The organism is Pseudomonas sp. P7758, from assembly GCF_013386485.1.
Taxonomy (GTDB): Bacteria; Pseudomonadota; Gammaproteobacteria; order Pseudomonadales; family Pseudomonadaceae; genus Aquipseudomonas.
This window is the reverse complement of sequence record NZ_JACARS010000024.1, coordinates 47,139-67,856: the sequence shown is the minus strand read 5'-3', so window position 1 is coordinate 67,856 and position 20,718 is coordinate 47,139. Positions and strand designations below refer to the sequence as shown.

The 20,718-nt window shown below is 61.8% G+C and carries 27 protein-coding genes; 18 read left to right on the top strand and 9 right to left on the bottom strand.

What is annotated here, in order from left to right:
• Nucleotides 1–10: 10 nt before the first annotated feature.
• Nucleotides 11–376: a twitching motility response regulator PilH gene (gene pilH / locus HX873_RS06690; RefSeq protein WP_003213734.1), complete on the bottom strand. Its 366-nt coding sequence runs from the start codon at nt 374–376 to the stop codon at nt 11–13.
• Between the two features lie 47 nt (nt 377–423).
• Nucleotides 424–831, bottom strand: coding sequence for a twitching motility response regulator PilG (gene pilG, locus HX873_RS06685; protein WP_003213736.1), 408 nt, complete (start codon nt 829–831; stop codon nt 424–426).
• Between the two features lie 239 nt (nt 832–1,070).
• Here pilG and gshB point away from each other — a divergent pair, with 239 nt between their 5' ends.
• The 7 genes from gshB (at nt 1,071) to HX873_RS06650 (ending at nt 7,074) form a co-directional block, all read left to right on the top strand.
• Nucleotides 1,071–2,024 (top strand): glutathione synthase, encoded by a 954-nt coding sequence (gene gshB / locus HX873_RS06680; RefSeq protein WP_003213738.1) that lies wholly within the window; start codon nt 1,071–1,073, stop codon nt 2,022–2,024.
• A 77-nt stretch (nt 2,025–2,101) separates the two neighbouring features.
• Complete coding sequence (locus HX873_RS06675; protein ID WP_003213740.1) at nt 2,102–3,001, top strand: energy transducer TonB; 900 nt, start codon at nt 2,102–2,104, stop codon at nt 2,999–3,001.
• 190 nt (nt 3,002–3,191) lie between these two features.
• Nucleotides 3,192–3,761: a YqgE/AlgH family protein gene (locus HX873_RS06670; protein WP_003213742.1), complete on the top strand. Its 570-nt coding sequence runs from the start codon at nt 3,192–3,194 to the stop codon at nt 3,759–3,761.
• The gene (ruvX, locus tag HX873_RS06665) at nt 3,761–4,198 is read left to right on the top strand and encodes a Holliday junction resolvase RuvX (RefSeq protein WP_003213744.1); all 438 of its coding nucleotides are present in this window, start codon (nt 3,761–3,763) and stop codon (nt 4,196–4,198) included. Before HX873_RS06670 ends, ruvX begins: the two co-directional genes overlap by 1 nt.
• Before the next feature lie 72 nt (nt 4,199–4,270).
• Nucleotides 4,271–4,777 carry a bifunctional pyr operon transcriptional regulator/uracil phosphoribosyltransferase PyrR gene (gene pyrR, locus HX873_RS06660; RefSeq protein WP_177022327.1) on the top strand — a complete coding sequence of 169 codons (507 nt, stop codon included), beginning with the start codon at nt 4,271–4,273 and terminating at the stop codon, nt 4,775–4,777.
• Nucleotides 4,778–4,801: 24 nt separating this feature from the next.
• On the top strand, nt 4,802–5,806 hold the full coding sequence (locus HX873_RS06655; RefSeq protein ID WP_003213748.1) for an aspartate carbamoyltransferase catalytic subunit: 1,005 nt from the start codon (nt 4,802–4,804) through the stop codon (nt 5,804–5,806).
• Nucleotides 5,803–7,074: a dihydroorotase gene (locus HX873_RS06650; protein WP_003213750.1), complete on the top strand. Its 1,272-nt coding sequence runs from the start codon at nt 5,803–5,805 to the stop codon at nt 7,072–7,074. Before HX873_RS06655 ends, HX873_RS06650 begins: the two co-directional genes overlap by 4 nt.
• 134 nt (nt 7,075–7,208) lie before the next feature.
• Here the strand turns inward: HX873_RS06650 and HX873_RS06645 are convergent, their stop codons facing one another.
• Nucleotides 7,209–7,637: a TM2 domain-containing protein gene (locus HX873_RS06645; protein ID WP_003213752.1), complete on the bottom strand. Its 429-nt coding sequence runs from the start codon at nt 7,635–7,637 to the stop codon at nt 7,209–7,211.
• 250 nt (nt 7,638–7,887) lie between these two features.
• Between HX873_RS06645 and HX873_RS06640 the strand changes: the two genes are divergently transcribed.
• Nucleotides 7,888–8,523 carry a C40 family peptidase gene (locus HX873_RS06640; protein ID WP_023659314.1) on the top strand — a complete coding sequence of 212 codons (636 nt, stop codon included), beginning with the start codon at nt 7,888–7,890 and terminating at the stop codon, nt 8,521–8,523.
• A 115-nt stretch (nt 8,524–8,638) separates the two neighbouring features.
• Here HX873_RS06640 and HX873_RS06635 read toward each other — a convergent pair whose 3' ends face one another.
• On the bottom strand, nt 8,639–9,673 hold the full coding sequence (locus HX873_RS06635; RefSeq protein ID WP_177122494.1) for a type IV pilus twitching motility protein PilT: 1,035 nt from the start codon (nt 9,671–9,673) through the stop codon (nt 8,639–8,641).
• A 57-nt stretch (nt 9,674–9,730) separates the two neighbouring features.
• On the opposite strand from HX873_RS06635, the gene HX873_RS06630 reads away from it, so the two are divergent.
• The 9 genes from HX873_RS06630 to HX873_RS06590 all read left to right on the top strand — a co-directional run bounded on the left by HX873_RS06630 (nt 9,731) and on the right by HX873_RS06590 (nt 16,470).
• Complete coding sequence (locus tag HX873_RS06630; protein ID WP_177122493.1) at nt 9,731–10,417, top strand: YggS family pyridoxal phosphate-dependent enzyme; 687 nt, start codon at nt 9,731–9,733, stop codon at nt 10,415–10,417.
• A gap of 33 nt (nt 10,418–10,450) precedes the next feature.
• Nucleotides 10,451–11,269, top strand: a complete 819-nt coding sequence (gene proC / locus HX873_RS06625) for a pyrroline-5-carboxylate reductase (protein ID WP_008434156.1) — start codon at nt 10,451–10,453, stop codon at nt 11,267–11,269.
• A 24-nt stretch (nt 11,270–11,293) separates the two neighbouring features.
• Nucleotides 11,294–11,881, top strand: coding sequence for a YggT family protein (locus HX873_RS06620; protein ID WP_003213764.1), 588 nt, complete (start codon nt 11,294–11,296; stop codon nt 11,879–11,881).
• A 230-nt stretch (nt 11,882–12,111) separates the two neighbouring features.
• Complete coding sequence (locus tag HX873_RS06615) at nt 12,112–13,251, top strand: homoserine O-acetyltransferase (RefSeq protein WP_008434158.1); 1,140 nt, start codon at nt 12,112–12,114, stop codon at nt 13,249–13,251.
• A gap of 7 nt (nt 13,252–13,258) precedes the next feature.
• A complete protein-coding gene (metW, locus tag HX873_RS06610) occupies nt 13,259–13,879 on the top strand; it encodes a methionine biosynthesis protein MetW (RefSeq protein WP_003213768.1) in 621 nt (206 codons plus the stop codon).
• Nucleotides 13,880–13,900: 21 nt separating this feature from the next.
• On the top strand, nt 13,901–14,335 hold the full coding sequence (locus tag HX873_RS06605; protein ID WP_003213770.1) for a DUF4426 domain-containing protein: 435 nt from the start codon (nt 13,901–13,903) through the stop codon (nt 14,333–14,335).
• On the top strand, nt 14,332–14,928 hold the full coding sequence (gene rdgB / locus HX873_RS06600; protein ID WP_177022331.1) for an RdgB/HAM1 family non-canonical purine NTP pyrophosphatase: 597 nt from the start codon (nt 14,332–14,334) through the stop codon (nt 14,926–14,928). The genes HX873_RS06605 and rdgB overlap by 4 nt, the downstream gene beginning before the upstream one ends.
• Nucleotides 14,925–16,127, top strand: a complete 1,203-nt coding sequence (gene hemW, locus HX873_RS06595) for a radical SAM family heme chaperone HemW (protein ID WP_008434163.1) — start codon at nt 14,925–14,927, stop codon at nt 16,125–16,127. Before rdgB ends, hemW begins: the two co-directional genes overlap by 4 nt.
• Nucleotides 16,128–16,146: 19 nt before the next feature.
• Nucleotides 16,147–16,470 (top strand): DUF3392 domain-containing protein, encoded by a 324-nt coding sequence (locus tag HX873_RS06590; RefSeq protein ID WP_003213776.1) that lies wholly within the window; start codon nt 16,147–16,149, stop codon nt 16,468–16,470.
• 143 nt (nt 16,471–16,613) lie between these two features.
• On the opposite strand, the gene trmB is transcribed toward HX873_RS06590, so the two are convergent.
• The 4 genes from trmB to HX873_RS06570 form a co-directional block, all read right to left on the bottom strand.
• Nucleotides 16,614–17,339 carry a tRNA (guanosine(46)-N7)-methyltransferase TrmB gene (gene trmB, locus HX873_RS06585; RefSeq protein WP_003213778.1) on the bottom strand — a complete coding sequence of 242 codons (726 nt, stop codon included), beginning with the start codon at nt 17,337–17,339 and terminating at the stop codon, nt 16,614–16,616.
• Between the two features lie 9 nt (nt 17,340–17,348).
• A complete protein-coding gene (locus HX873_RS06580) occupies nt 17,349–18,143 on the bottom strand; it encodes a thiazole synthase (protein ID WP_102370101.1) in 795 nt (264 codons plus the stop codon).
• 65 nt (nt 18,144–18,208) lie between these two features.
• Nucleotides 18,209–18,409, bottom strand: a complete 201-nt coding sequence (gene thiS / locus HX873_RS06575; RefSeq protein ID WP_008434168.1) for a sulfur carrier protein ThiS — start codon at nt 18,407–18,409, stop codon at nt 18,209–18,211.
• A gap of 71 nt (nt 18,410–18,480) precedes the next feature.
• Nucleotides 18,481–18,858: a DUF423 domain-containing protein gene (locus HX873_RS06570; protein ID WP_003213781.1), complete on the bottom strand. Its 378-nt coding sequence runs from the start codon at nt 18,856–18,858 to the stop codon at nt 18,481–18,483.
• A gap of 74 nt (nt 18,859–18,932) precedes the next feature.
• Between HX873_RS06570 and mtgA the strand changes: the two genes are divergently transcribed.
• Complete coding sequence (gene mtgA, locus HX873_RS06565; RefSeq protein ID WP_102370102.1) at nt 18,933–19,655, top strand: monofunctional biosynthetic peptidoglycan transglycosylase; 723 nt, start codon at nt 18,933–18,935, stop codon at nt 19,653–19,655.
• A 134-nt stretch (nt 19,656–19,789) separates the two neighbouring features.
• On the opposite strand, the gene rpoH is transcribed toward mtgA, so the two are convergent.
• Complete coding sequence (gene rpoH / locus HX873_RS06560; protein WP_003176698.1) at nt 19,790–20,644, bottom strand: RNA polymerase sigma factor RpoH; 855 nt, start codon at nt 20,642–20,644, stop codon at nt 19,790–19,792.
• Nucleotides 20,645–20,718 lie beyond the last annotated feature (74 nt).

Below are 20,718 nucleotides of genomic sequence, written 5' to 3'. Positions count from 1 at the left end.
GAACGTGCCGTCAGCCGGCCAGCACCTTGTTCAGGGTGGCGATCAGGGTTTCTTCGTCTACCGGCTTGGTCAGGTAATCCTTGGCGCCCTGGCGCTCGCCCCAGATCTTGTCGGTTTCCTGATCCTTGGTGGTGATGATGATCACCGGGATGTGGCTGGTCTCGGCATCTTTGGTCAACTGACGAGTGGCCTGGAAGCCATTGAGGCCCGGCATCACGATATCCATCAGCACCGCATCCGGCTTTTCCTGACGGGCCAGCGCAACGCCATCGCCGCCGTTCTGGGCCTTGAGGACGGTGTGACCGTGCTTTTCGAGCATTTCGGTCAGTTTGTACATTTCAGTCGGCGAATCGTCGACGATCAGAACACGTGCCATGGTTTTCCCCACTTATCTAGTAGACGCAAGCCCTCGTGGGGCCCCCGTCAGTGTGCTTGTTCTACTGCGGCGAAGCCCGGTACATAGGCCTTGATCGCGCTCAGCAGTTCTTCCTTGCTGAAAGGCTTGGTCAAAAACTGATCAGAGCCGACGATGCGCCCCTTGGCCTTGTCGAACAGACCATCCTTGGAGGACAGCATGATTACCGGGATCGACTTGAACGCCGGGTTGTTCTTCACCAGCGCGCAGGTCTGATAGCCATCCAGGCGCGGCATCATGATGTCGACAAAGATAATGTGTGGATGATGGTCAACAATCTTGGCCAGGGCATCGAAACCGTCGATGGCCGTGATGACGTCGCACCCTACGTTCTTCAACAGTGTTTCGGCCGTGCGGCGAATCGTTTTCGAATCGTCGATCACCATCACTTTCAAGGCGTTGGAATGCTGTTCCATATCTGCTCTACCATCGCCACAGCGAATAGGTTTTCGGTGTGTACTGCCTGATGTTGCACAGGACGAGCGCCAAAAGCCTCGGAATTCAAGGGCTGATGTGCCATGGCAGCCTTTTTAGCACAGTCTCAGAACGCAATCTATCGGCCGACCCGCGTGGTGGTTTTTCCTTGACCCACAACAGCCGCAGCGCCACTCTGACGCCACTTTTATGCGCCCTTATTTGCTAGAGGAAATCCCCCATGAGCGTTCGCGTCGGCATTGTCATGGACCCTATCGCCAGCATTTCCTATAAAAAGGACAGCTCGCTGGCCATGCTGCTGGCCGCCCAGGCCCGCGGCTGGAGCCTGTTCTATATGGAGCAGCCGGACCTTTACCAGGGCGACGGTGAAGCGCGGGCGCGGATGCGCCCCCTGCAGGTGTTTGCCAACCCCGAGAAGTGGTTCGAGCTGCAAGACGAAATCGACAGCCCCCTGAGCGACCTCGACGTGATCCTGATGCGCAAGGATCCGCCGTTCGACATGGAGTTCGTCTACTCCACCTACCTGCTGGAGCAGGCCGAGCGCGCGGGCGTGCTGATCGTCAACAAGCCCCAGAGCCTGCGCGACTGCAATGAAAAGCTGTTCGCCACGCTGTTCCCGCAGTGCACGCCGCCGACCGTGGTCAGCCGCCGCGCCGATGTGCTGCGCGAATTCGCCGCCAAGCACGGCGATGTGATCCTCAAGCCGCTGGACGGCATGGGCGGTACCTCGATCTTCCGCCACCGCGCCGGCGACCCGAACCTGTCGGTGATCCTGGAGACCCTGACTGCGCTGGGCACCCAGCAGATCATGGGCCAGGCCTACATTCCGGCGATCAAGGACGGCGACAAGCGCATCCTGATGATCGACGGCGAGCCGGTGCCTTACTGCCTGGCGCGCATTCCGGCCGCCGGCGAGACCCGCGGCAACCTGGCCGCCGGTGGCCGGGGTGAAGCCCGCCCGCTGACGGACAAGGATCGCTGGATTGCAGCCCAAGTCGGCCCGACCCTGCGCGAAAAAGGCCTGCTGTTCGTAGGACTGGACGTAATCGGCGAGAACCTCACCGAAATCAACGTCACCAGCCCGACCTGTATTCGCGAGATCGACAACGCATTTGGCACGAACATCGGCGAAATGCTGATGGCTGCGATTGCCGCCAAGCTACAAGCCAAGTGACATAGAACAGCCGGACACAAACCAACATTGCGTTATCATGCGCCACCTGTGAAACGCGCGATGTTGGTTTTCTTGTCATGACGCTCCCGTCCGATCTGCCCCCCGAACTCTCCCACAGCGGCGTGCGCCCGGCTGATCGGCTCGGATTTACCCTGTTTCTGGCGGCGTTGATTCACCTGGCGTTGATCCTCGGCCTGGGTTTCACCTTTGCCGAACCCAAGCAGATCACCAAGACCCTGGAAATCACCCTCGCCACGTTCAAAAGCGAAAAGAAGCCCGAAAAAGCCGACTTTCTCGCCCAGGACAATCAGCAAGGCAGCGGCACCCTCGACAAGAAGGCCGTGCCCAAGACCACTGAAGTCGCGCCATTCCAGGACAACAAGGTCAATAAGGTCACGCCACCGCCGGCGCCCAAGCCGGAGGTGAAACAGGCCGCCCCCAAGGCGGCGGTCACCACCGTGGCGCCCAAGCCGCAAAAAGCCCCGACCCAGCGCGAAAAGGCCAAGACCGAACCCACGCCTGCCCCGCCGGCCCCGACGTTTGACAGCTCGCAACTCTCCAGTGAGATCTCCAGCCTGGAAGCCGAACTGGCCCACGAACAACAGCTGTACGCCAAGCGCCCGCGGATCTACCGCCTCAACGCCGCCTCCACCATGCGCGACAAAGGCGCCTGGTATAAGGATGAGTGGCGCAAGAAGGTCGAGCGCATCGGCAACCTGAACTACCCGGACGAAGCCCGTCGCCAGCAGATCTACGGCAATTTGCGACTGCTGGTGTCGATCAACCGCGACGGCACCTTGTACGAGGTGCAGGTGCTGGAGTCCTCCGGCCAACCGCTGCTGGACCAGGCAGCGCAACGCATCGTGCGCCTGGCGGCGCCTTTTGCGCCGTTTACCGGGGACCTGAACGACATCGACCGTCTGGAAATCATTCGCACCTGGCGCTTTGCCAAAGGTGATCGGCTGTCGAGCAACTAACCAACCCTGCTTTCTGTAGGAGCGAGCTTGCTCGCGAAGATCGTTAACGATAACGCGGGCTTTCTGGCTTAACCCGGCGCTCTCAGGTTTTTCGCAAGCAAGCTCGCTCCTACAGAGAATCAACACGCCAAACCAATTCCTGCGCATCCTCAGCTTGTCAGTTCGCCCCTCCAACGCCACACTAGCGGACATGAAAAATGTCAGCCCGACCTACCTCAAGCACCAATTCCTGATCGCCATGCCCCATATGGCCGACCCGAACTTTGCGCAGACCTTGACCTACATCGTCGAGCACACCGCCAATGGTGCGATGGGGTTGGTGGTCAACCGCCCGCAAGACCTGAACCTGGCCGATATCCTCGAGCAACTGCGCCCGGACATCGACCCACCCGCCAGCTGCCAGCACGTACCGATCTACATCGGCGGGCCGGTGCAGACGGACCGGGGTTTTGTGCTGCACCCCACCGGGCCGAAATTCCAGGCGACCGTGGACCTTGAAGGGTTGTCCCTGTCCACGTCCCAGGACGTCCTGTTCGCGATTGCCGACGGCGTGGGGCCTGATCAAAGTGTGATCACCCTCGGCTACGCCGGCTGGGAAGCCGGGCAACTGGAGGCGGAGCTGGCGAGCAATGCCTGGCTGACCTGCCCGTTCGATGCCGACATCCTGTTCAACACCCCCAGCGAACTGCGCCTGGAAGCGGCCGCCGCCAAGCTGCGGATCAACCTCAGCCTGCTGACCAGCCAGGCGGGGCACGCCTGATGGCCTTGCGTCTGATCCTCGGTTTCGACTACGGCACCAAACAGATCGGCGTCGCCGTCGGCCAGGTGATTACCGGCCAGGCCCGCGAGCTGTGCACCCTGAAGGCCCAGAACGGCGTGCCGGACTGGAACCAGGTCGAAGCCCTGATCAAGGAGTGGAAGCCCGACGCCGTGGTGGTCGGCCTGCCGCTGAACATGGACGGCACCCCGAGCGAGATGTGCCTGCGGGCCGAAAAGTTCGCCCGCCGCCTGAACGGCCGCTACAACCTGCCCTTCTATACCCACGACGAACGCCTGACCACGTTCGAAGCCAAGGGCGAGCGCCGTGACCGTGGCGGGCAGAAAGGCAGTTACCGCGACAACCCGGTGGATGCCATCGCCGCGGCCCTGCTGTTGCAGGGCTGGCTGGATGAAAACACCGCTTTATTTGAATCCTGACTGACGCGGCTTGCCGCGTCTTCTTACGTTTGAGCCCGGACCTTGCCTGCGCGAGGCCTAGAAGGAGCACCCATGAGCCTGCCCAATCCCGCCGACCTGATCAGCCAGATGGCGATCCGCCTCAAGGCGCACCTGGAACACCGTGCCATCAGCGAGCCGCGCTTTATCGGCATCCGCACCGGTGGCGTGTGGGTGGCCCAGGCGCTGCTGGAAGAACTGGGCAGCGACTCGCCCCTGGGCACCCTGGACGTGTCTTTCTATCGTGACGACTTCAGCCAGAACGGCCTGCACCCGCAAGTGCGCCCCTCGGCCCTGCCCTTCGAGATCGAAGGCCAGCACCTGGTGCTGATCGATGACGTGCTGATGAGCGGTCGCACCATACGTGCCGCGATGAACGAACTGTTCGACTACGGCCGCCCGGCCAGCGTGACCCTGGTCTGTTTGCTGGACCTGGACGCCGGCGAATTGCCGATCAGCCCGGACGTGGTCGGCGCCACCCTGTCCCTGGAAGCCCACCAGCGGGTAAAATTGTCCGGTCCCACGCCGCTCGAACTCGAACTGCAAGACCTTACCCTTTAAACCGCCTTGTAAAGAGTCCCCGCGATGACGCCTCTAGATGCCAAGCGCCCGCTGCAGCTCAATGCTCAGGGCCAGCTGCAACACTTCCTGTCCCTCGACGGCTTGCCCCGCGAACTGCTCACCGAAATCCTCGACACGGCCGACTCGTTTCTCGAAGTCGGCGGCCGGGCGGTGAAGAAAGTCCCGTTGCTGCGCGGCAAGACCATCTGCAACGTGTTCTTCGAGAACTCGACCCGCACCCGCACCACCTTTGAACTGGCGGCCCAACGCCTGTCGGCTGACGTGATCACGCTGAACGTGTCCACCTCGTCGGCGAGCAAGGGCGAAACCCTGCTCGACACCCTGCGCAACCTGGAAGCCATGGCCGCCGACATGTTCGTGGTGCGCCACGGCGATTCCGGTGCTGCGCACTTCATCGCCGAGCACGTGTGCCCGAATGTGGCGATCATCAACGGCGGCGACGGCCGTCACGCCCACCCGACCCAGGGCATGCTCGACATGCTGACCATCCGGCGGCACAAGGGCAGCTTTGAAAACCTCTCGGTGGCCATTGTCGGCGACATCCTGCACTCGCGGGTTGCGCGCTCGAACATGCTGGCCCTGAAAACCCTGGGTTGCCCGGACATCCGCGTGATCGCCCCCAAGACCCTGCTGCCGATCGGCATCGAGCAGTACGGCGTGAAGGTCTACACCGACATGGCCGAGGGCCTCAAGGATGTGGACGTGGTGATCATGCTGCGCCTGCAGCGCGAGCGTATGGCGGGCGGCCTGCTGCCGAGCGAAGGCGAGTTCTATCGCCTGTTCGGCCTGACCACCGCACGCCTGGCCGGCGCCAAGCCGGACGCCATCGTGATGCACCCGGGGCCAATCAACCGTGGCGTGGAGATTGAGTCGGCGGTGGCCGATGGCGCGCAGTCGGTGATTCTCAACCAGGTCACGTACGGCATCGCCATCCGCATGGCGGTGTTGTCCATGGCCATGAGCGGGCAAACCGCGCAACGTCAATTCGAGCAGGAGAACGCCCAGTGAAGCTCAGCATTCTCGGCGCCCGAGTCATCGATCCGGCCAGCGGCCTGGATCAAGTCACCGATCTACACCTGGAAGCCGGCAAGATCATTGCCATCGGCGCCGCACCCGCAGGCTTCAGCGCCAGCGAAACTATCGACGCCAAAGGCCTGATCGCCGCGCCTGGCCTGGTTGACCTGAACGTCGCCCTGCGTGAGCCGGGCTACAGCCGCAAGGGCAACATCACCAGCGAAACCCGCGCCGCCGCTGCCGGTGGCGTGACCAGCCTGTGCTGCCCGCCCCACACCAAACCGGTGCTGGACACCTCGGCGGTGACCGAACTGATCCTCGACCGCGCCCGCGAAGCCGGCAACTGCAAAGTGTTCCCCATCGGCGCCCTGAGCAAAGGGCTGGACGGTGAACAACTGGCCGAACTGATCGCCCTGCGCGACGCAGGCTGCGTGGCCTTCGGCAACGGCCTGGAGAGCTTTCGCAGCACCCGCACCCTGTGCCGTGCGCTGGAATATGCGGCGACTTTCGACCTGACCGTGATTTTCCACTCCCAGGACCGTGACCTGGCCGAAGGCGGCCTGGCCCACGAAGGCGCCACCGCGAGCTTCCTCGGCCTGCCGGGCATCCCGGAAACCGCCGAGACCGTGGCCCTGGCCCGCGACCTGCTGCTGGTGGAACAAAGCGGCGTACGCGCGCACTTCAGCCAGCTGACCAGCGCTCGCGGCGTGGCCCTGATCGCTCAGGCCCAAGCCCGCGGATTGCCGGTGACGGCGGATGTGGCGCTGTATCAGCTGATTCTGACGGATGAGGCGCTGATCGACTTCTCCAGCCTGTATCACGTGCAGCCGCCACTGCGTACCCGCGCTGACCGTGACGGTTTGCGGGCGGCGGTGAAGTCCGGGGTGGTTTCGGCGATTTCCAGCCATCACCAACCCCACGAGCGGGATGCCAAGCTGGCGCCGTTCGGCGCGACGGAGCCAGGCATCAGCAGCGTCGAGCTGTTGCTGCCGCTGGCAATGACGTTGGTGGAAGATGGTTTGCTGGACCTGCCGACCCTGCTGGCGCGTCTCAGTGCAGGCCCTGCCGAGGCGCTGCGCCTGCCGGCGGGCAAGCTGGCGGTGGGCTCGGCGGCGGACCTGGTGCTGTTTGATCCGGCCAGCTCCACGATTGCCGGGGAACACTGGCTGTCCAAGGGTGAAAACTGCCCATTCATCGGCCATAGCCTGCCGGCGACTGTGCGGTACACGCTGGTGGATGGGCGGATCAGCTACCAGGCTTGAATCCAATCCAGAGTGGGCACAGTAAATGTGGGAGCGGGCTTGCTCGCGAAAGCGGTGGGTCAGTCAATAGAGATGTCGACTGACATATCGCATTCGCGAGCAAGCCCGCTCCCACATTTGGATCTTCACAAATCTTAACGGCCGCCGTTGCGCTCGGCATTGCGGATCGAAATCTGCGTATTCAGCGTCCAGAAGTCATACAGCACCCCGATCAGGAACAAGCCCCCGGTCAGCAGGTAAATGATCCCGCTGATCCATTTGCCCTGATACATGCGGTGCAAACCGAACACACCCAGGAACGCCAACAGAATCCAGGCCACGTTGTACTCGATCGGCCCGGCGGTAAATCGCAGGTCCGCTTCGCGGTCCATTGCCGGAATCAGGAACAAGTCGATCAACCAGCCAATCCCGAACAAACCGAAGGTGAAAAACCAGATCGTCCCGGTCACCGGCTTGCCGTAATAAAAGCGGTGAGCACCGGTAAAACCGAAAATCCAAAGCAGGTAGCCGATCACCTTGCTGTGGGTGTCTTGTTGCGAAACATCCTGTCGATAGGTGTTCATGGAGTACCTCTTTAGCCTCGATAGATAAATATTTCTGGTTTCTTTGTGACTTTTTTACGGGCGCCCGACATGCGGCAAATGGTATCTTCGCTTCCCTCAAAGCCTTATACCGCCTGACTTGTGTAGGACAATCGCGGCAATTCGTCACGGTTTTCCTGAATTTGACCCCAGGGTTCAGTCGACAAACGGCCTTAGCACGACACAAAAAGCTGTTATAAAGTTGCGCGCAAACCAAAAAGAGCCACGCCTAATGCGACCATTTTTCAAGACATGGCTAACCATTTGCCTATTAATGCCACTGGCCGCCCACGCCACCAATCGTGAGCAACGACTTCCCAACGTTAACGGTTTCACCCCTAAAGTTCACGCCACCACCAGCTCCGCCAAATCGGTAAAGCTGACCGTGAAGCGCCCGACTCAACTGAGCAAGGCCCACGGTAATGCGGCGCCAGGGCTGATGGCCGTCAACACCAAGCAAAGCAGCAACGTCCTCAGCCGTGCCGTCAACGTGCTCGGTACTCCTTATCGTTGGGGCGGCAGCAGCCCAAGTAAAGGGTTCGACTGCAGTGGTTTGGTGAAATATGCGTTTAACGACGTAAAAGCCGTGGATTTGCCGCGCACTTCCAACGCCATGGCCGCCGGCCACGGGCTGAAGGTTGAGCGCAAGGACTTGAAACCGGGTGACCTGCTGTTCTTCAAACTGAAGAGCCGCCAGGTGAACCACGTTGCCATCTACCTGGGCAACGACCGTTTCATCCACGCACCGCGTCGTGGCAAGTCCGTGAGCATCGATACGCTGAAGAAGCCGTTCTGGGACAAGAACTACGTGATTGCCAAGCGTGTCCTGCCTAAAGAACAGAACAACCTGCGGATTGTGCAGCGCTGATTGATCGTTCCCACGCTCTGCGTGGGAATGCCTCACTGGACGCTCCGCGTCCGCTCTTGTGACGCAGAGCGTCACGGGCTGCGTTCCCACGCGGAGCGTGGGAACGATCATGATCTTAAATATCCCCAGGCACCCTCGCCTTCTCCCGGGCATGTTCCCGGCTGATCAGCCCCTGGCTGACCAACGCCTTCAAACTCATGTCCAGCGTCGTCATCCCCAACGCCCCGCCGGTCTGAATCGCCGAATACATCTGCGCCACCTTGTCCTCGCGGATCAAATTACGAATCGCCGGTGTGCCAAGCATGATTTCGTGAGCCGCCACCCGCCCGCCGCCGACCTTCTTCACCAGCACCTGGGACACCACCGCCTGCAATGACTCCGAGAGCATCGAGCGGACCATGGTCTTTTCCCCCGCCGGAAACACATCCACCACCCGGTCCACGGTTTTAGCCGCCGACGTGGTGTGCAACGTGCCAAACACCAGGTGCCCGGTTTCCGCCGCCGTCAGTGCGAGCCGAATGGTTTCCAGGTCCCGCAATTCGCCCACCAGGATCACATCCGGGTCCTCCCGCAATGCCGAACGCAGGGCCGCCGAGAAGCTGTGGGTATCGCGATGCACCTGTCGCTGGTTGATCAGGGCGCTTTTCGGCTGATGGATAAATTCAATAGGGTCTTCAAGGGTGAGGATGTGCTGGCGACGATGGGTGTTGAGGTAATCAATCATCGCCGCCAGGGTCGTGGACTTGCCGGAACCGGTCGGCCCGGTGACCAGCACCAGCCCCCGGGGCAAGTCTGCAATGCGCCGGAACACCTCGCCCAACCCCAGGTGTTCCAGGCTCTGCACCGTTGAGGGGATGGTACGAAACACCGCGCCCATGCCCCGGTGCTGCTGGAACACATTCACCCGAAACCGCGCCACCTCGGGCAACTCGAAGGCAAAATCCGTTTCAAGAGATGTTTCGAAATCCTTTTGCTGGTGATTGTTCAGCAAAGGGCTGAGCAACGCCGCCACTTGCACCGGCGCAAGTACAGGCCAATCGAGTGGCCAGACCTCGCCATCCACTCGCAGCATCGGCGCCAACCCCGCCGACAGATGCAGGTCGGAGGCCCGCAGGCGTACGCCGGCGGCCAGCAGTTCAGTGATATCCATAGGGCTTTCCATTTCCAGTAGAATGCCGCGGACTCCATATCCACGGGCGCAACTTGAATGTCGACCATAGCAGACAACACCGGCCTGGTTTCCGAGCGGATCCGGGCAGCCGCCGAGGCCGCGCAGCGCGACGCAGGCAGCGTGCACCTGCTGGCCGTGAGCAAGACCAAACCCGCACAGGCCGTGCGCGAAGCCTATGCCGCCGGGATGCGTGACTTTGGCGAGAACTATCTGCAGGAAGCCCTGGGCAAACAGGCCGAATTAACCGACCTGCCCTTGAGTTGGCACTTCATCGGCCCCATTCAATCGAACAAGACTCGTGCGATCGCCGAGAACTTCGCCTGGGTGCATTCCGTGGACCGCCTGAAAATCGCACAACGCCTGTCCGAACAACGCCCGGCTGACCTGCCGTCGCTGAATATCTGCATCCAGGTCAATGTCAGTGGCGAAGCCAGCAAGTCCGGCTGTACACCCGCCGACCTGCCCGCCCTGGCCGAAGCCATCAGCGCCCTGCCGCGCCTGAAGCTGCGCGGCCTGATGGCGATTCCCGAGCCGACCGACGACCGTGCAGAGCAAGACGCAGCCTTCGCCACCGTGCGCGACCTGCAAGCGAGCCTCGACCTGGGGCTCGACACACTTTCCATGGGCATGAGCCATGACCTTGAGTCGGCCATCGCCCAAGGGGCCACCTGGGTGCGGATCGGTACCGCCCTGTTTGGTGCCCGCGACTATGGCCAGCCGTGAAATGGCTGACTTCCATCTGAGTAAGGACCTGTCATGAGCAACACGCGTATTGCCTTTATCGGCGCCGGCAACATGGCGGCCAGCCTGATCGGCGGCCTGCGGGCCAAGGGCCTGGAAGCACAACAGATTCGCGCCAGCGACCCGGGCGCCGACACCCGCTCCCGCGTCAGCGCCGAGCACGGCATCGACACCTTCGCCGACAACGCAGAAGCGATTGAAGGCGTGGACGTGGTAGTGCTGGCGGTCAAGCCACAAGCCATGAAAGCCGTGTGCGAAAGCCTGCGCCCAAGCCTCAAGCCCCATCAACTGGTGGTGTCCATCGCCGCCGGCATCACTTGCGCCAGCATGACCCACTGGCTCGGCGCCCAGCCGATTGTGCGTTGCATGCCCAACACCCCGGCGCTGCTGCGCAAGGGCGTGAGCGGCTTGTACGCCACATCCGAAGTCACTGCCCAACAGCGCGACCAGGCACAAGAGCTGCTGTCCGCCGTAGGTCTCGCCGTGTGGCTGGAACAAGAGCAGCAACTGGACGCCGTCACCGCCGTCTCCGGCAGTGGCCCGGCGTATTTCTTCCTGCTGATCGAGGCCATGACCGCCGCAGGCGTGAAACTCGGCCTGCCGCAGGAAGTCGCCGAGCAACTGGCCGAGCAGACCGCACTGGGCGCCGCGCAGATGGCCGTGACCAGCGATGTCGACGCGGCCGAGTTGCGCCGTCGCGTGACCTCGCCGGGCGGCACGACCCAGGCGGCAATCGAATCATTCCAGGCCGGGGGCTTTGAAGCCCTGGTGGAAAAAGCACTGGGTGCCGCAGCACATCGTTCGGCCGAAATGGCCGAGCAGCTGGGCAAATAGTCGTCCCCCACATAGGAATCAAACATGCTCGGAATCAATGACGCTGCCATTTTCATCATCCAGACCCTGGGCAGCCTGTACCTGCTGATCGTGCTGATGCGTTTTATCCTGCAACTGGTGCGGGCGAACTTCTACAACCCGCTGTGCCAGTTCGTGGTAAAGGCCACGCAGCCGCTGCTCAAGCCTCTGCGCCGGGTGATCCCGAGCCTGTTCGGCCTGGACATGTCGTCGCTGGTATTGGCGCTGCTGCTGCAGATCCTGTTGTTCGCGGTCATCCTGCTGCTCAATGGCTATCAGGCCACCACGCTGCTGTTACTGCCGTGGGCCTTGATCGGGATCTTCTCGCTGTTCCTGAAGATCATTTTCTGGTCGATGATCATCAGCGTGATCCTGTCCTGGGTCGCTCCGGGCAGCCGCAGCCCGGGTGCCGAACTGGTGGCACAGATCACTGAGCCGGTGCTGGCACCGTTCCGTCGCCTGGTACCTAACCTGGGTGGCCTGGACATCTCACCGATCTTCGCGTTTATCGCGATTCAGCTGCTGCAAAGCTGGGTGATTCCACGTTTGGCGTTCTACGCATTCATGCCCAAAGAACTGTTCGGTCTGATCTGACAACAATGTGGCGAGGGAGCTTGCTCCCGCCGGGCTGCGCAGCAGCCCCAAAACGGCCGACCGCGTTGCATCTGCGAAATCGCGGCAACCGGACCGGGACCGCTTCGCGCTCCAGCGGGAGCAAGCTCCCTCGCCACAAAAAGCCTTAAAAACACCAGCCGCAGGCCTTTGCTTGCCGCTGGGTGCAGCGGTCTTTAGACTTACGCCTCATTTAAACGAGAGCAGGGTCGATGCCAACTGCCTTCCCCCCCGATTCTGTTGGACTGGTCGTGCCCCAAGTGGCGCACTTCAGCGAACCGCTGGCCCTGGCCTGCGGCCGTTCGCTGCCCGCCTACGACCTGATCTATGAAACCTACGGCCAACTGAACGCCACGGCCAGCAACGCCGTGCTGATCTGCCACGCCTTGTCCGGCCACCACCACGCTGCGGGTTTCCACAGCATGGACGAGCGCAAGCCCGGCTGGTGGGACAGCTGCATCGGTCCCGGCAAGCCCATCGACACCAACAAGTTCTTCGTGGTCAGCCTGAACAACCTCGGCGGCTGCAACGGCTCCACCGGCCCCAGCAGCCTCAACCCGGAAACCGGCAAGCCGTTTGGCGCCGATTTCCCGGTGCTGACCGTGGAAGACTGGGTGCACAGCCAGGCGCGCCTGGCCGACGTTCTGGGCATCGCCCAATGGGCCGCCGTGATCGGCGGCAGCCTGGGCGGCATGCAGGCCCTGCAATGGACCATCACCTACCCGGACCGCGTGCGCCATTGCCTGGCCATCGCCTCGGCCCCCAAGCTGTCGGCGCAGAACATCGCCTTCAACGAAGTGGCGCGCCAGGCGATCCTGACCGACCCTGAGTTCCACGGCGGTTCGTTCCAGGAAGCGGGCGTGATCCCCAAGCGCGGGCTGATGCTCGCGCGCATGGTCGGGCACATCACCTACCTGTCGGATGACTCCATGGGCGAGAAATTCGGCCGTGGCCTCAAGAGCGAGAAGCTCAACTACGACTTCCACAGCGTCGAATTCCAGGTCGAGAGCTACCTGCGTTATCAAGGCGAGGAGTTTTCCGGGCGTTTCGACGCCAACACCTACCTGCTGATGACCAAGGCCCTGGACTACTTCGATCCGGCGGCGAACTTCGACGATGACCTGGCGCGCACCTTCGAGGCGGCCACCGCCAAGTTCTGCGTGATGTCGTTCACCACCGACTGGCGCTTCTCCCCGGCCCGCTCGCGGGAATTGGTGGATGCGCTGATGGCCGCCAAGAAAGACGTCTGCTACCTGGAGATCGACGCACCGCAAGGCCACGACGCCTTCCTGATCCCGATCCCGCGCTACCTGCAGGCCTTCAGCAACTACATGAATCGAATAGCACTGTGAGAACGCCATGAGAGCCGACCTGGAAATCATCCAAGACTGGATCCCCGCCGGCAGCCGCGTGCTCGACTTGGGTTGCGGCGATGGCGAACTGCTGAGCTGGCTGCGCGACAACAAGCAAGTCACCGGCTATGGCCTGGAAAACGACCCGGACAACATCGCCCAGTGCGTGGCCAAGGGCATCAACGTGATCGAGCAGGACCTGGACAAGGGCCTCGGCAACTTTGCCAGCAACAGCTTCGACATCGTGGTCATGACCCAGGCCCTGCAAGCCGTGCACTACCCGGACCGGATCCTCGACGAAATGTTGCGCGTCGGCCGCCAGTGCATCATTACTTTCCCCAATTTCGGCCACTGGCGCTGCCGCTGGTACCTGGCCACCAAGGGCCGCATGCCGGTGTCGGACTTCCTGCCGTACACCTGGTACAACACGCCCAACATCCACTTCTGCACCTTTGAAGACTTCGAAGCGCTGTGCGGCGAGCGCGAAGCCAAAGTCATCAACCGCCTTGCCGTCGATCAACAGCATCGTCACGGCTGGGCGAGTAAGCTATGGCCCAACCTGCTGGGTGAGATCGGGATCTACCGGGTCAGCAGCCCGGGCCTGACGGACCACCAGATTGCCGTCTAACCATTTTCAAGGAGGACGATCATGAGTCGCCTGGCTGTTTTTCTACTCACCGCGTGCCTGAGCGTCAGCGCTATGGCGGCGGATGTTATCGATGGTAATCGTCAGAAAGAATTCGGCGATATCACGGTGCACTACAACACCCTGACCACCAGCTTCCTGACGCCGGAAATGGCTCAGGAAGCCGGGATCGTACGCAGCAAAGAGCTGGGCATGATCAATGTGTTCGTAAACAAGGGCGTCGAATCGATAGACGCCACCGTTACCGGCACAATCAAGGATCTGGGCGGCAAGAGCGAGATGCTGACGTTCAAGAAAATCACCCAGAAAGGTTCTACGCTTTACGTCGCCCAGTACCCGGTGCCGCAGCAGGAAACCAAGATTTTCACCATCAACGTTGAAACCGGTGGCAAAGCCCACGGTTTCAGTTTCAACCAGGAACTGTTTCCGGCGCAATGATGAACCTTACTCAACTCGTACTGGCCAGCCATAACGCCGGCAAGCTCAAAGAACTCCAGGCCATGCTCGGCGACTCGGTGCAACTGCGCTCGATTGGCGAGTTCAGCCAGGTAGAGCCGGAAGAGACCGGCCTGTCGTTTGTCGAGAACGCCATCCTCAAGGCCCGCAACGCCGCGCGTATTTCCGGCCTGCCGGCACTGGCTGACGATTCTGGCCTGGCCGTGGACTTCCTGGGCGGCGCGCCTGGCATCTACTCGGCACGTTACGCCGACGGTAAAGGCGATGCGGCCAACAACGCCAAGCTGCTGGACGCCCTCAAGGACGTGCCCGACGCGATGCGCGGCGCGCAGTTCGTCTGCGTGCTGGCCCTGGTGCGTCACGCCGATGATCCATTGCCGATCCTCTGCGAAGGCTTGTGGCACGGTCGCATCCTGCATGCGGCCAGCGGCGAGCACGGTTTCGGTTATGACCCGTTGTTCTGGGTGCCGGAGCGCAATGTCTCCAGCGCCGAATTGAGCCCGGCCGACAAGAACCAGATCAGCCACCGCGCCCGCGCAATGGATTTGCTGCGCCAGCGCCTGGGCATGAAATGACTCAGAACACCTCCGCGCAGCCACTGATTCTCGGTGGCGCGCAAACACCTCGGGCGGCCCTGCCTCACCTGCCGCCCCTGGCGCTGTATATCCACATCCCGTGGTGCGTGCGCAAATGCCCCTATTGCGACTTCAACTCCCACACCGCCAGCAAGGTGCTGCCAGAGGAAGAGTACGTCGACGCGTTGCTGGCCGACCTCGATCAGGACCTGCATGCAGTGTACGGCCGTGAGCTGAGTTCGATCTTTTTCGGCGGCGGCACCCCAAGCCTGTTCAGCGCCGCTGCCCTGGGCCGGTTGCTCAAGGGCGTGGAAGCGCGCATCCCGTTTGCCGGCGATATCGAGATCACCCTGGAAGCCAACCCCGGTACCTTCGAGCAAGAGAAGTTCGTGGCGTACCGCAAGCTTGGGATCAATCGGCTGTCGATTGGCATCCAGAGTTTCCAGCAGGAAAAACTCGAAGCCCTGGGCCGCATCCATAACGGTGACGAAGCCGTGCGTGCCGCCGGCATGGCGCGCCAGGCCGGGTTCGACAACTTCAACCTGGACTTGATGCACGGTTTGCCCGATCAGTCCCTGGAGGACGCCCTGGGCGACCTGCGCCAGGCCATTGCCCTAAAGCCCACGCATCTGTCCTGGTATCAACTGACCCTGGAACCCAACACCGTGTTCTGGAACCAGCCGCCCGTGCTGCCGGAAGACGACACCCTGTGGGACATCCAGGAAGCCGGCCAGGCGTTGCTCGCCGAACACGGTTACGCCCAGTACGAAGTCTCGGCCTACGCCCAACCGGGACGGCCGGCGCGGCATAACCTGAACTACTGGAGCTTTGGCGATTTTATCGGCATCGGCGCCGGTGCCCACGGCAAGCTCAGCCATCCGGATGGGCGCATCGTGCGCACCTGGAAAACCCGGGCACCGAAGGACTACCTCAACCCGGCGAAAAACTACCAGGCCGGCGCGAAAGAACTGACCAACGAAGAGTTACCGTTCGAGTTCCTGATGAACGCCCTGCGCCTCACCGACGGCGTCGAAGCCAGGCTTTACGCCGAGCGTACCGGCCTTGAGCTGGCGAGTCTCGATGAGGCCCGTCGTGAGGCAGAACAAAGTGGCTTAATGCAGGTCGAACCGTCACGCCTGGCGGCCACCGACCGCGGGCAACTCTTTCTCAATGACCTGCTGCAGAAGTTTTTGAGCTGATTGCTCTTAAGGAAATCAAATGGATCTGGTACTCGACCTGCTCGCCACCGTATCCCGCTGGAGCCGTAGCAACCTGTCGGAAATCTCCCTGGCGTTGGTAGGCTGCCTGCTGGTGCTGTTTGGCGCCGACATCAAGGGCTGGGTCGAAGCACGGCTGGGCAGCATCGCGGGTGCGCTGCGCGTGCCGCTGATGGCGCTGGTGTGCATGATCGGCAGCGGTGCTGCGCTGATCTATGCCACGCCGTGGATTGTTCGCGGGTTGAGCCAGTTCAACAACTACAGCCTGGCGCCGGTGTTGTTGGTGGTGCTGGTGTTGATTGGGGTGGTGGCGGATCGCCGCTGACCTTAAGCGCGGCACAAAACAAATGTGGGAGCGGGCTTGCTCGCGAATGCGGTGTGTCAGTCAGCGTAAATGTCGACTGATCTACCGCATTCGCGAGCAAGCCCGCTCCCACATTTTTTACTGCATTTCAAGCCTGGGACTTATCAGTCCACTTTCTCAAACTTCAAATCCCAAACCCCATGCCCGAGTCGCTCGCCGCGACGTTCGAACTTGGTGATCGGCCGCTCGGCCGGGCGCGGGACGCATTTGCCGTCTTCCGCCAGGTTGCGGTAGCCAGGGGCGACGTTCATTACTTCCAGCATGTACTCGGCATACGGTTCCCAGTCGGTGGCCATGTGCAGGATGCCGCCCACTTTCAGCTTGCTGCGCACCAGTTCCGCGAAGGAAGCCTGGACGATGCGGCGCTTGTGGTGACGGCTCTTGTGCCAGGGGTCCGGGAAGAACAGCATCAGGCGGTCGAGGCTGTTGTCGGCGATGCAGCGGTTGAGCACTTCGATCGCGTCGCAGTCGTAGACCCGCAGGTTGGTCAGGCCCTGAGTCAGCACGCCGTTCAGCAGCGCGCCAACACCCGGACGGTGTACTTCAACCCCGATAAAATCCTGCTCCGGCGAAGCCGCGGCCATTTCCAGCAGGGAATGGCCCATGCCGAAGCCAATCTCCAGGGAGCGTGGTGCCGAGCGGCCAAACACCTGGTCGTAATCCACCGGCGCGTCTGCCAGCGGCAGGACGAACAGCGGCGTGCCCTGCTCCAGGCCCTTTTGCTGGCCCTCGGTCATGCGACCGGCGCGCATCACAAAACTCTTGATGCGGCGGTGCTTGGACTCGTCGCCTTCTTCCAGGGTGTTCGGCGTTTCGTTTGATTCAGTCATCAATGGCTCTTACTTGATCAGACCATCCAGCGGCGAGGAGGCGCTGGCGTAAAGTTTTTTCGGCATGCGCCCGGCGAGGTACGCCAGGCGGCCGGCGACAATTGCGTGGTTCATGGCTTCAGCCATCAGGACCGGCTGCTGGGCATGGGCGATGGCCGAGTTCATCAGCACCGCATCGCAACCCAGTTCCATGGCGATGGTGGCGTCGGAGGCAGTGCCCACGCCCGCATCCACCAGCACCGGGATCTTGGCTTCTTCAAGGATGATCTGCAGGTTGTACGGATTGCAGATACCCAGGCCGGAACCGATCAGACCGGCCAGCGGCATCACCGCGATGCAGCCGATTTCGGCCAGTTGGCGGGCGATGATCGGGTCGTCGCTGGTGTAGACCATCACGTCGAAACCTTCCTTGACCAGGGTCTCGGCGGCCTTGAGGGTTTCGATCACGTTGGGGAACAGGGTTTTCTGGTCGGCCAGCACTTCCAGCTTCACCAGGTTGTGGCCGTCGAGCAGCTCACGGGCCAGGCGGCAGGTGCGCACGGCTTCGATGGCGTCGTAGCAACCGGCGGTGTTCGGCAGGAAGGTGTAGCGATCCGGCGACAGCACTTCGAGCAGGTTCGGCTCGCCCTCGATCTGGCCGAGGTTGGTGCGGCGCACGGCGAAAGTAACGATCTCGGCGCCCGAGGCTTCGATGGCCAGGCGGGTTTCTTCCATGTCGCGGTACTTGCCGGTGCCGACCAGCAGACGCGACTGGAAGGTACGACCGGCCAGGACGAAAGGCTTGTCGCTACGAACGATGCTCATGGGAAATCCTCGAGTTGGGGTGAGGTTCTGCAGAATGCGGGTTGGCGCCCTGGAGCGCCGGACGGCTAGCCGCCGCCGATGGCGTGGACCACTTCGACCTGGTCACCCTCGGTGAGCGCGGTCTCGACGTGCTGGCTACGCGGGACGATATCCTGGTTGAGCTCCACTGCGACGCGGCGTCCGGTCAAGTCCAGACGGGTCAGCAGGGCCGCAACGGTTTCACCGTCGGGCAGTTCAAAGGGTTCGCCGTTCAACTGAATGCGCATGCCACGGGCCGCCATCGTTTTTAGGGGCCAGCATTCTAGCGTGATTGACGTTGCTGGCCCAAGCCCCTTGGTCAGGCAGCCTGTAGACGCCACGCCGCCAAACCGAGGAAGAACCAGCCCAGCAGGAACGCCAGGCCACCAAACGGGGTGATGATGCCGAGCTTGCTGATGCCGGTCATGGTCAGCACATACAGGCTGCCGGAGAACAGCAGGATGCCCACGGCAAAAGACACACCCGCCCACGTCACCAGCCTGCCCGGGATGTGCGCCGCCAACAGTGCCACGCCGAACAGCGCCAGGGTGTGCACCAACTGGTAGGTCACGCCGGTGTGGAAAATCGCCAGGTACTCGGCGCTCAGGCGGTTTTTCAGGCCGTGGGCGGCAAACGCACCCAGGGCGACGCCGGTGAAACCGAAAAAGGCAGCCAGCATCAGAAAGCCACGCAACATGAGGAACTCCAGTCAGACTCAGGGGGCAGGGTCTGTATAATGGCCCGCTCAACGGGTTCGGCCAAGCCATCTCTATGCTGCGTCTCCTCTTCAAGCGTTTTCTCAAAGCCCTCAAGTGGTTTGCCATCGGCAGCGTGCTGCTGGTGCTGCTGTTCCGTTTCGTGCCACCACCGGGCACTGCGCTGATGGTTGAGCGCAAGGTCGAGTCCTGGGTCGACGGCGAGCCGATTGACGTACAGCGCACGTGGGTGCCGTGGGATCAGATCTCCGACGAACTGAAAGTGGCGGTGATGGCTGGCGAAGACCAGCGCTTCCCGCAACATTGGGGTTTTGATTTCGACGCGATCCAGGCGGCGTTGCTGCATAACGAGCGCGGCGGTTCGATTCGCGGCGCCAGCACCTTGAGCCAGCAGGTGTCGAAGAATCTGTTTTTGTGGACCGGCCGCAGCTATTTCCGCAAGGGCCTGGAAGCCTGGTTTACCGGGCTGATCGAGATTCTCTGGCCCAAGCAGCGAATTCTTGAGGTGTACCTCAACAGCGTGGAGTGGGATGAAGGCGTGTTCGGCGCCGAAGCGGCGGCGCGGCATCACTTTGGGGTGAGCGCCAAGGCGCTGACCCGCCAGCAGGCCAGCTACCTGGCGGCGGTGTTGCCTAACCCGCGGGTGTGGAGTGCCAGCCATCCAACGTCGTATGTCGCGCGACGGGCGGCGTGGATTCGGCAGCAGATGAGTCAGTTGGGTGGCGACAGCTATTTGAATGAGCTGAACAACTCGCGCAAGGCGCCTTGGGCTGACTGACACCCACAAAACAAAAGTGGGAGCGGGCTTGCTCGCGAAAGCGGTGTGCCAGTCAATACCTTAGGTGACTGATCCACCGCCTTCGCGAGCAAGCCCGCTCCCACATTTCGATCGCGTTGTCCTAGCTACCTGTGTCAGGCGGCGATCGACAGTTTCAGCTTGTTCATCGCACTCTTCTCGAGCTGACGAATCCGCTCGGCCGACACGTTGTACTTCTGCGCCAGGTCGTGCAGCGTGGCTTTTTCTTCTGCCAGCCAGCGCTGGTAGAGAATGTCACGGCTGCGGTCGTCCAGCACTTCCAGCGCTTCGTGCAGGTTGTGATTGGAGTTGTCGCTCCAGTCGGCATCTTCCAGCTGACGCGCCGGGTCGTACCGGTGGTCTTCCAGGTAGTTGGCCGGCGATTGGAAGGCACTGTCGTCGTCCGCTTCAGCGGCCGGGTCGAAGGCCATGTCATGGCCGGTCAGGCGACTTTCCATCTCGCGCACTTCACGTGGCTCAACGCCAAGGCTTTCGGCCACGCGATGCACTTCTTCGTTGTTCAGCCACGCCAGGCGTTTCTTCTGGCTGCGCAGGTTGAAGAACAGTTTGCGCTGGGCCTTGGTGGTCGCGACTTTCACGATGCGCCAGTTGCGCAGGATGAATTCGTGAATTTCCGCCTTGATCCAGTGCACAGCAAACGACACCAGGCGCACACCCATTTCCGGGTTGAAGCGCTTCACGGCTTTCATCAGGCCAACGTTGCCTTCCTGAATCAGGTCAGCCTGGGCCAGGCCGTAGCCGCTATAGCTACGGGCGATATGTACGACAAAACGCAGGTGGGCGAGCACCATCTGCCGAGCCGCCCCCAAATCCTGCTCATAGTAGAGACTCTCGGCCAGTTCACGCTCCTGCTCGGGCGTCAGCAATGGAATGCTGTTGACCGTGTGCACATAGGCCTCCAGGTTCGCACCCGGGACCAGAGCATAAGCAGGTTGCAAAGAAGTGGTCATACGAAAAAACCTCCGACTCACATAACTCGTGCAGTTCAGCACTGCGAAAATTGACCGGGAACCGTAGGACAAGT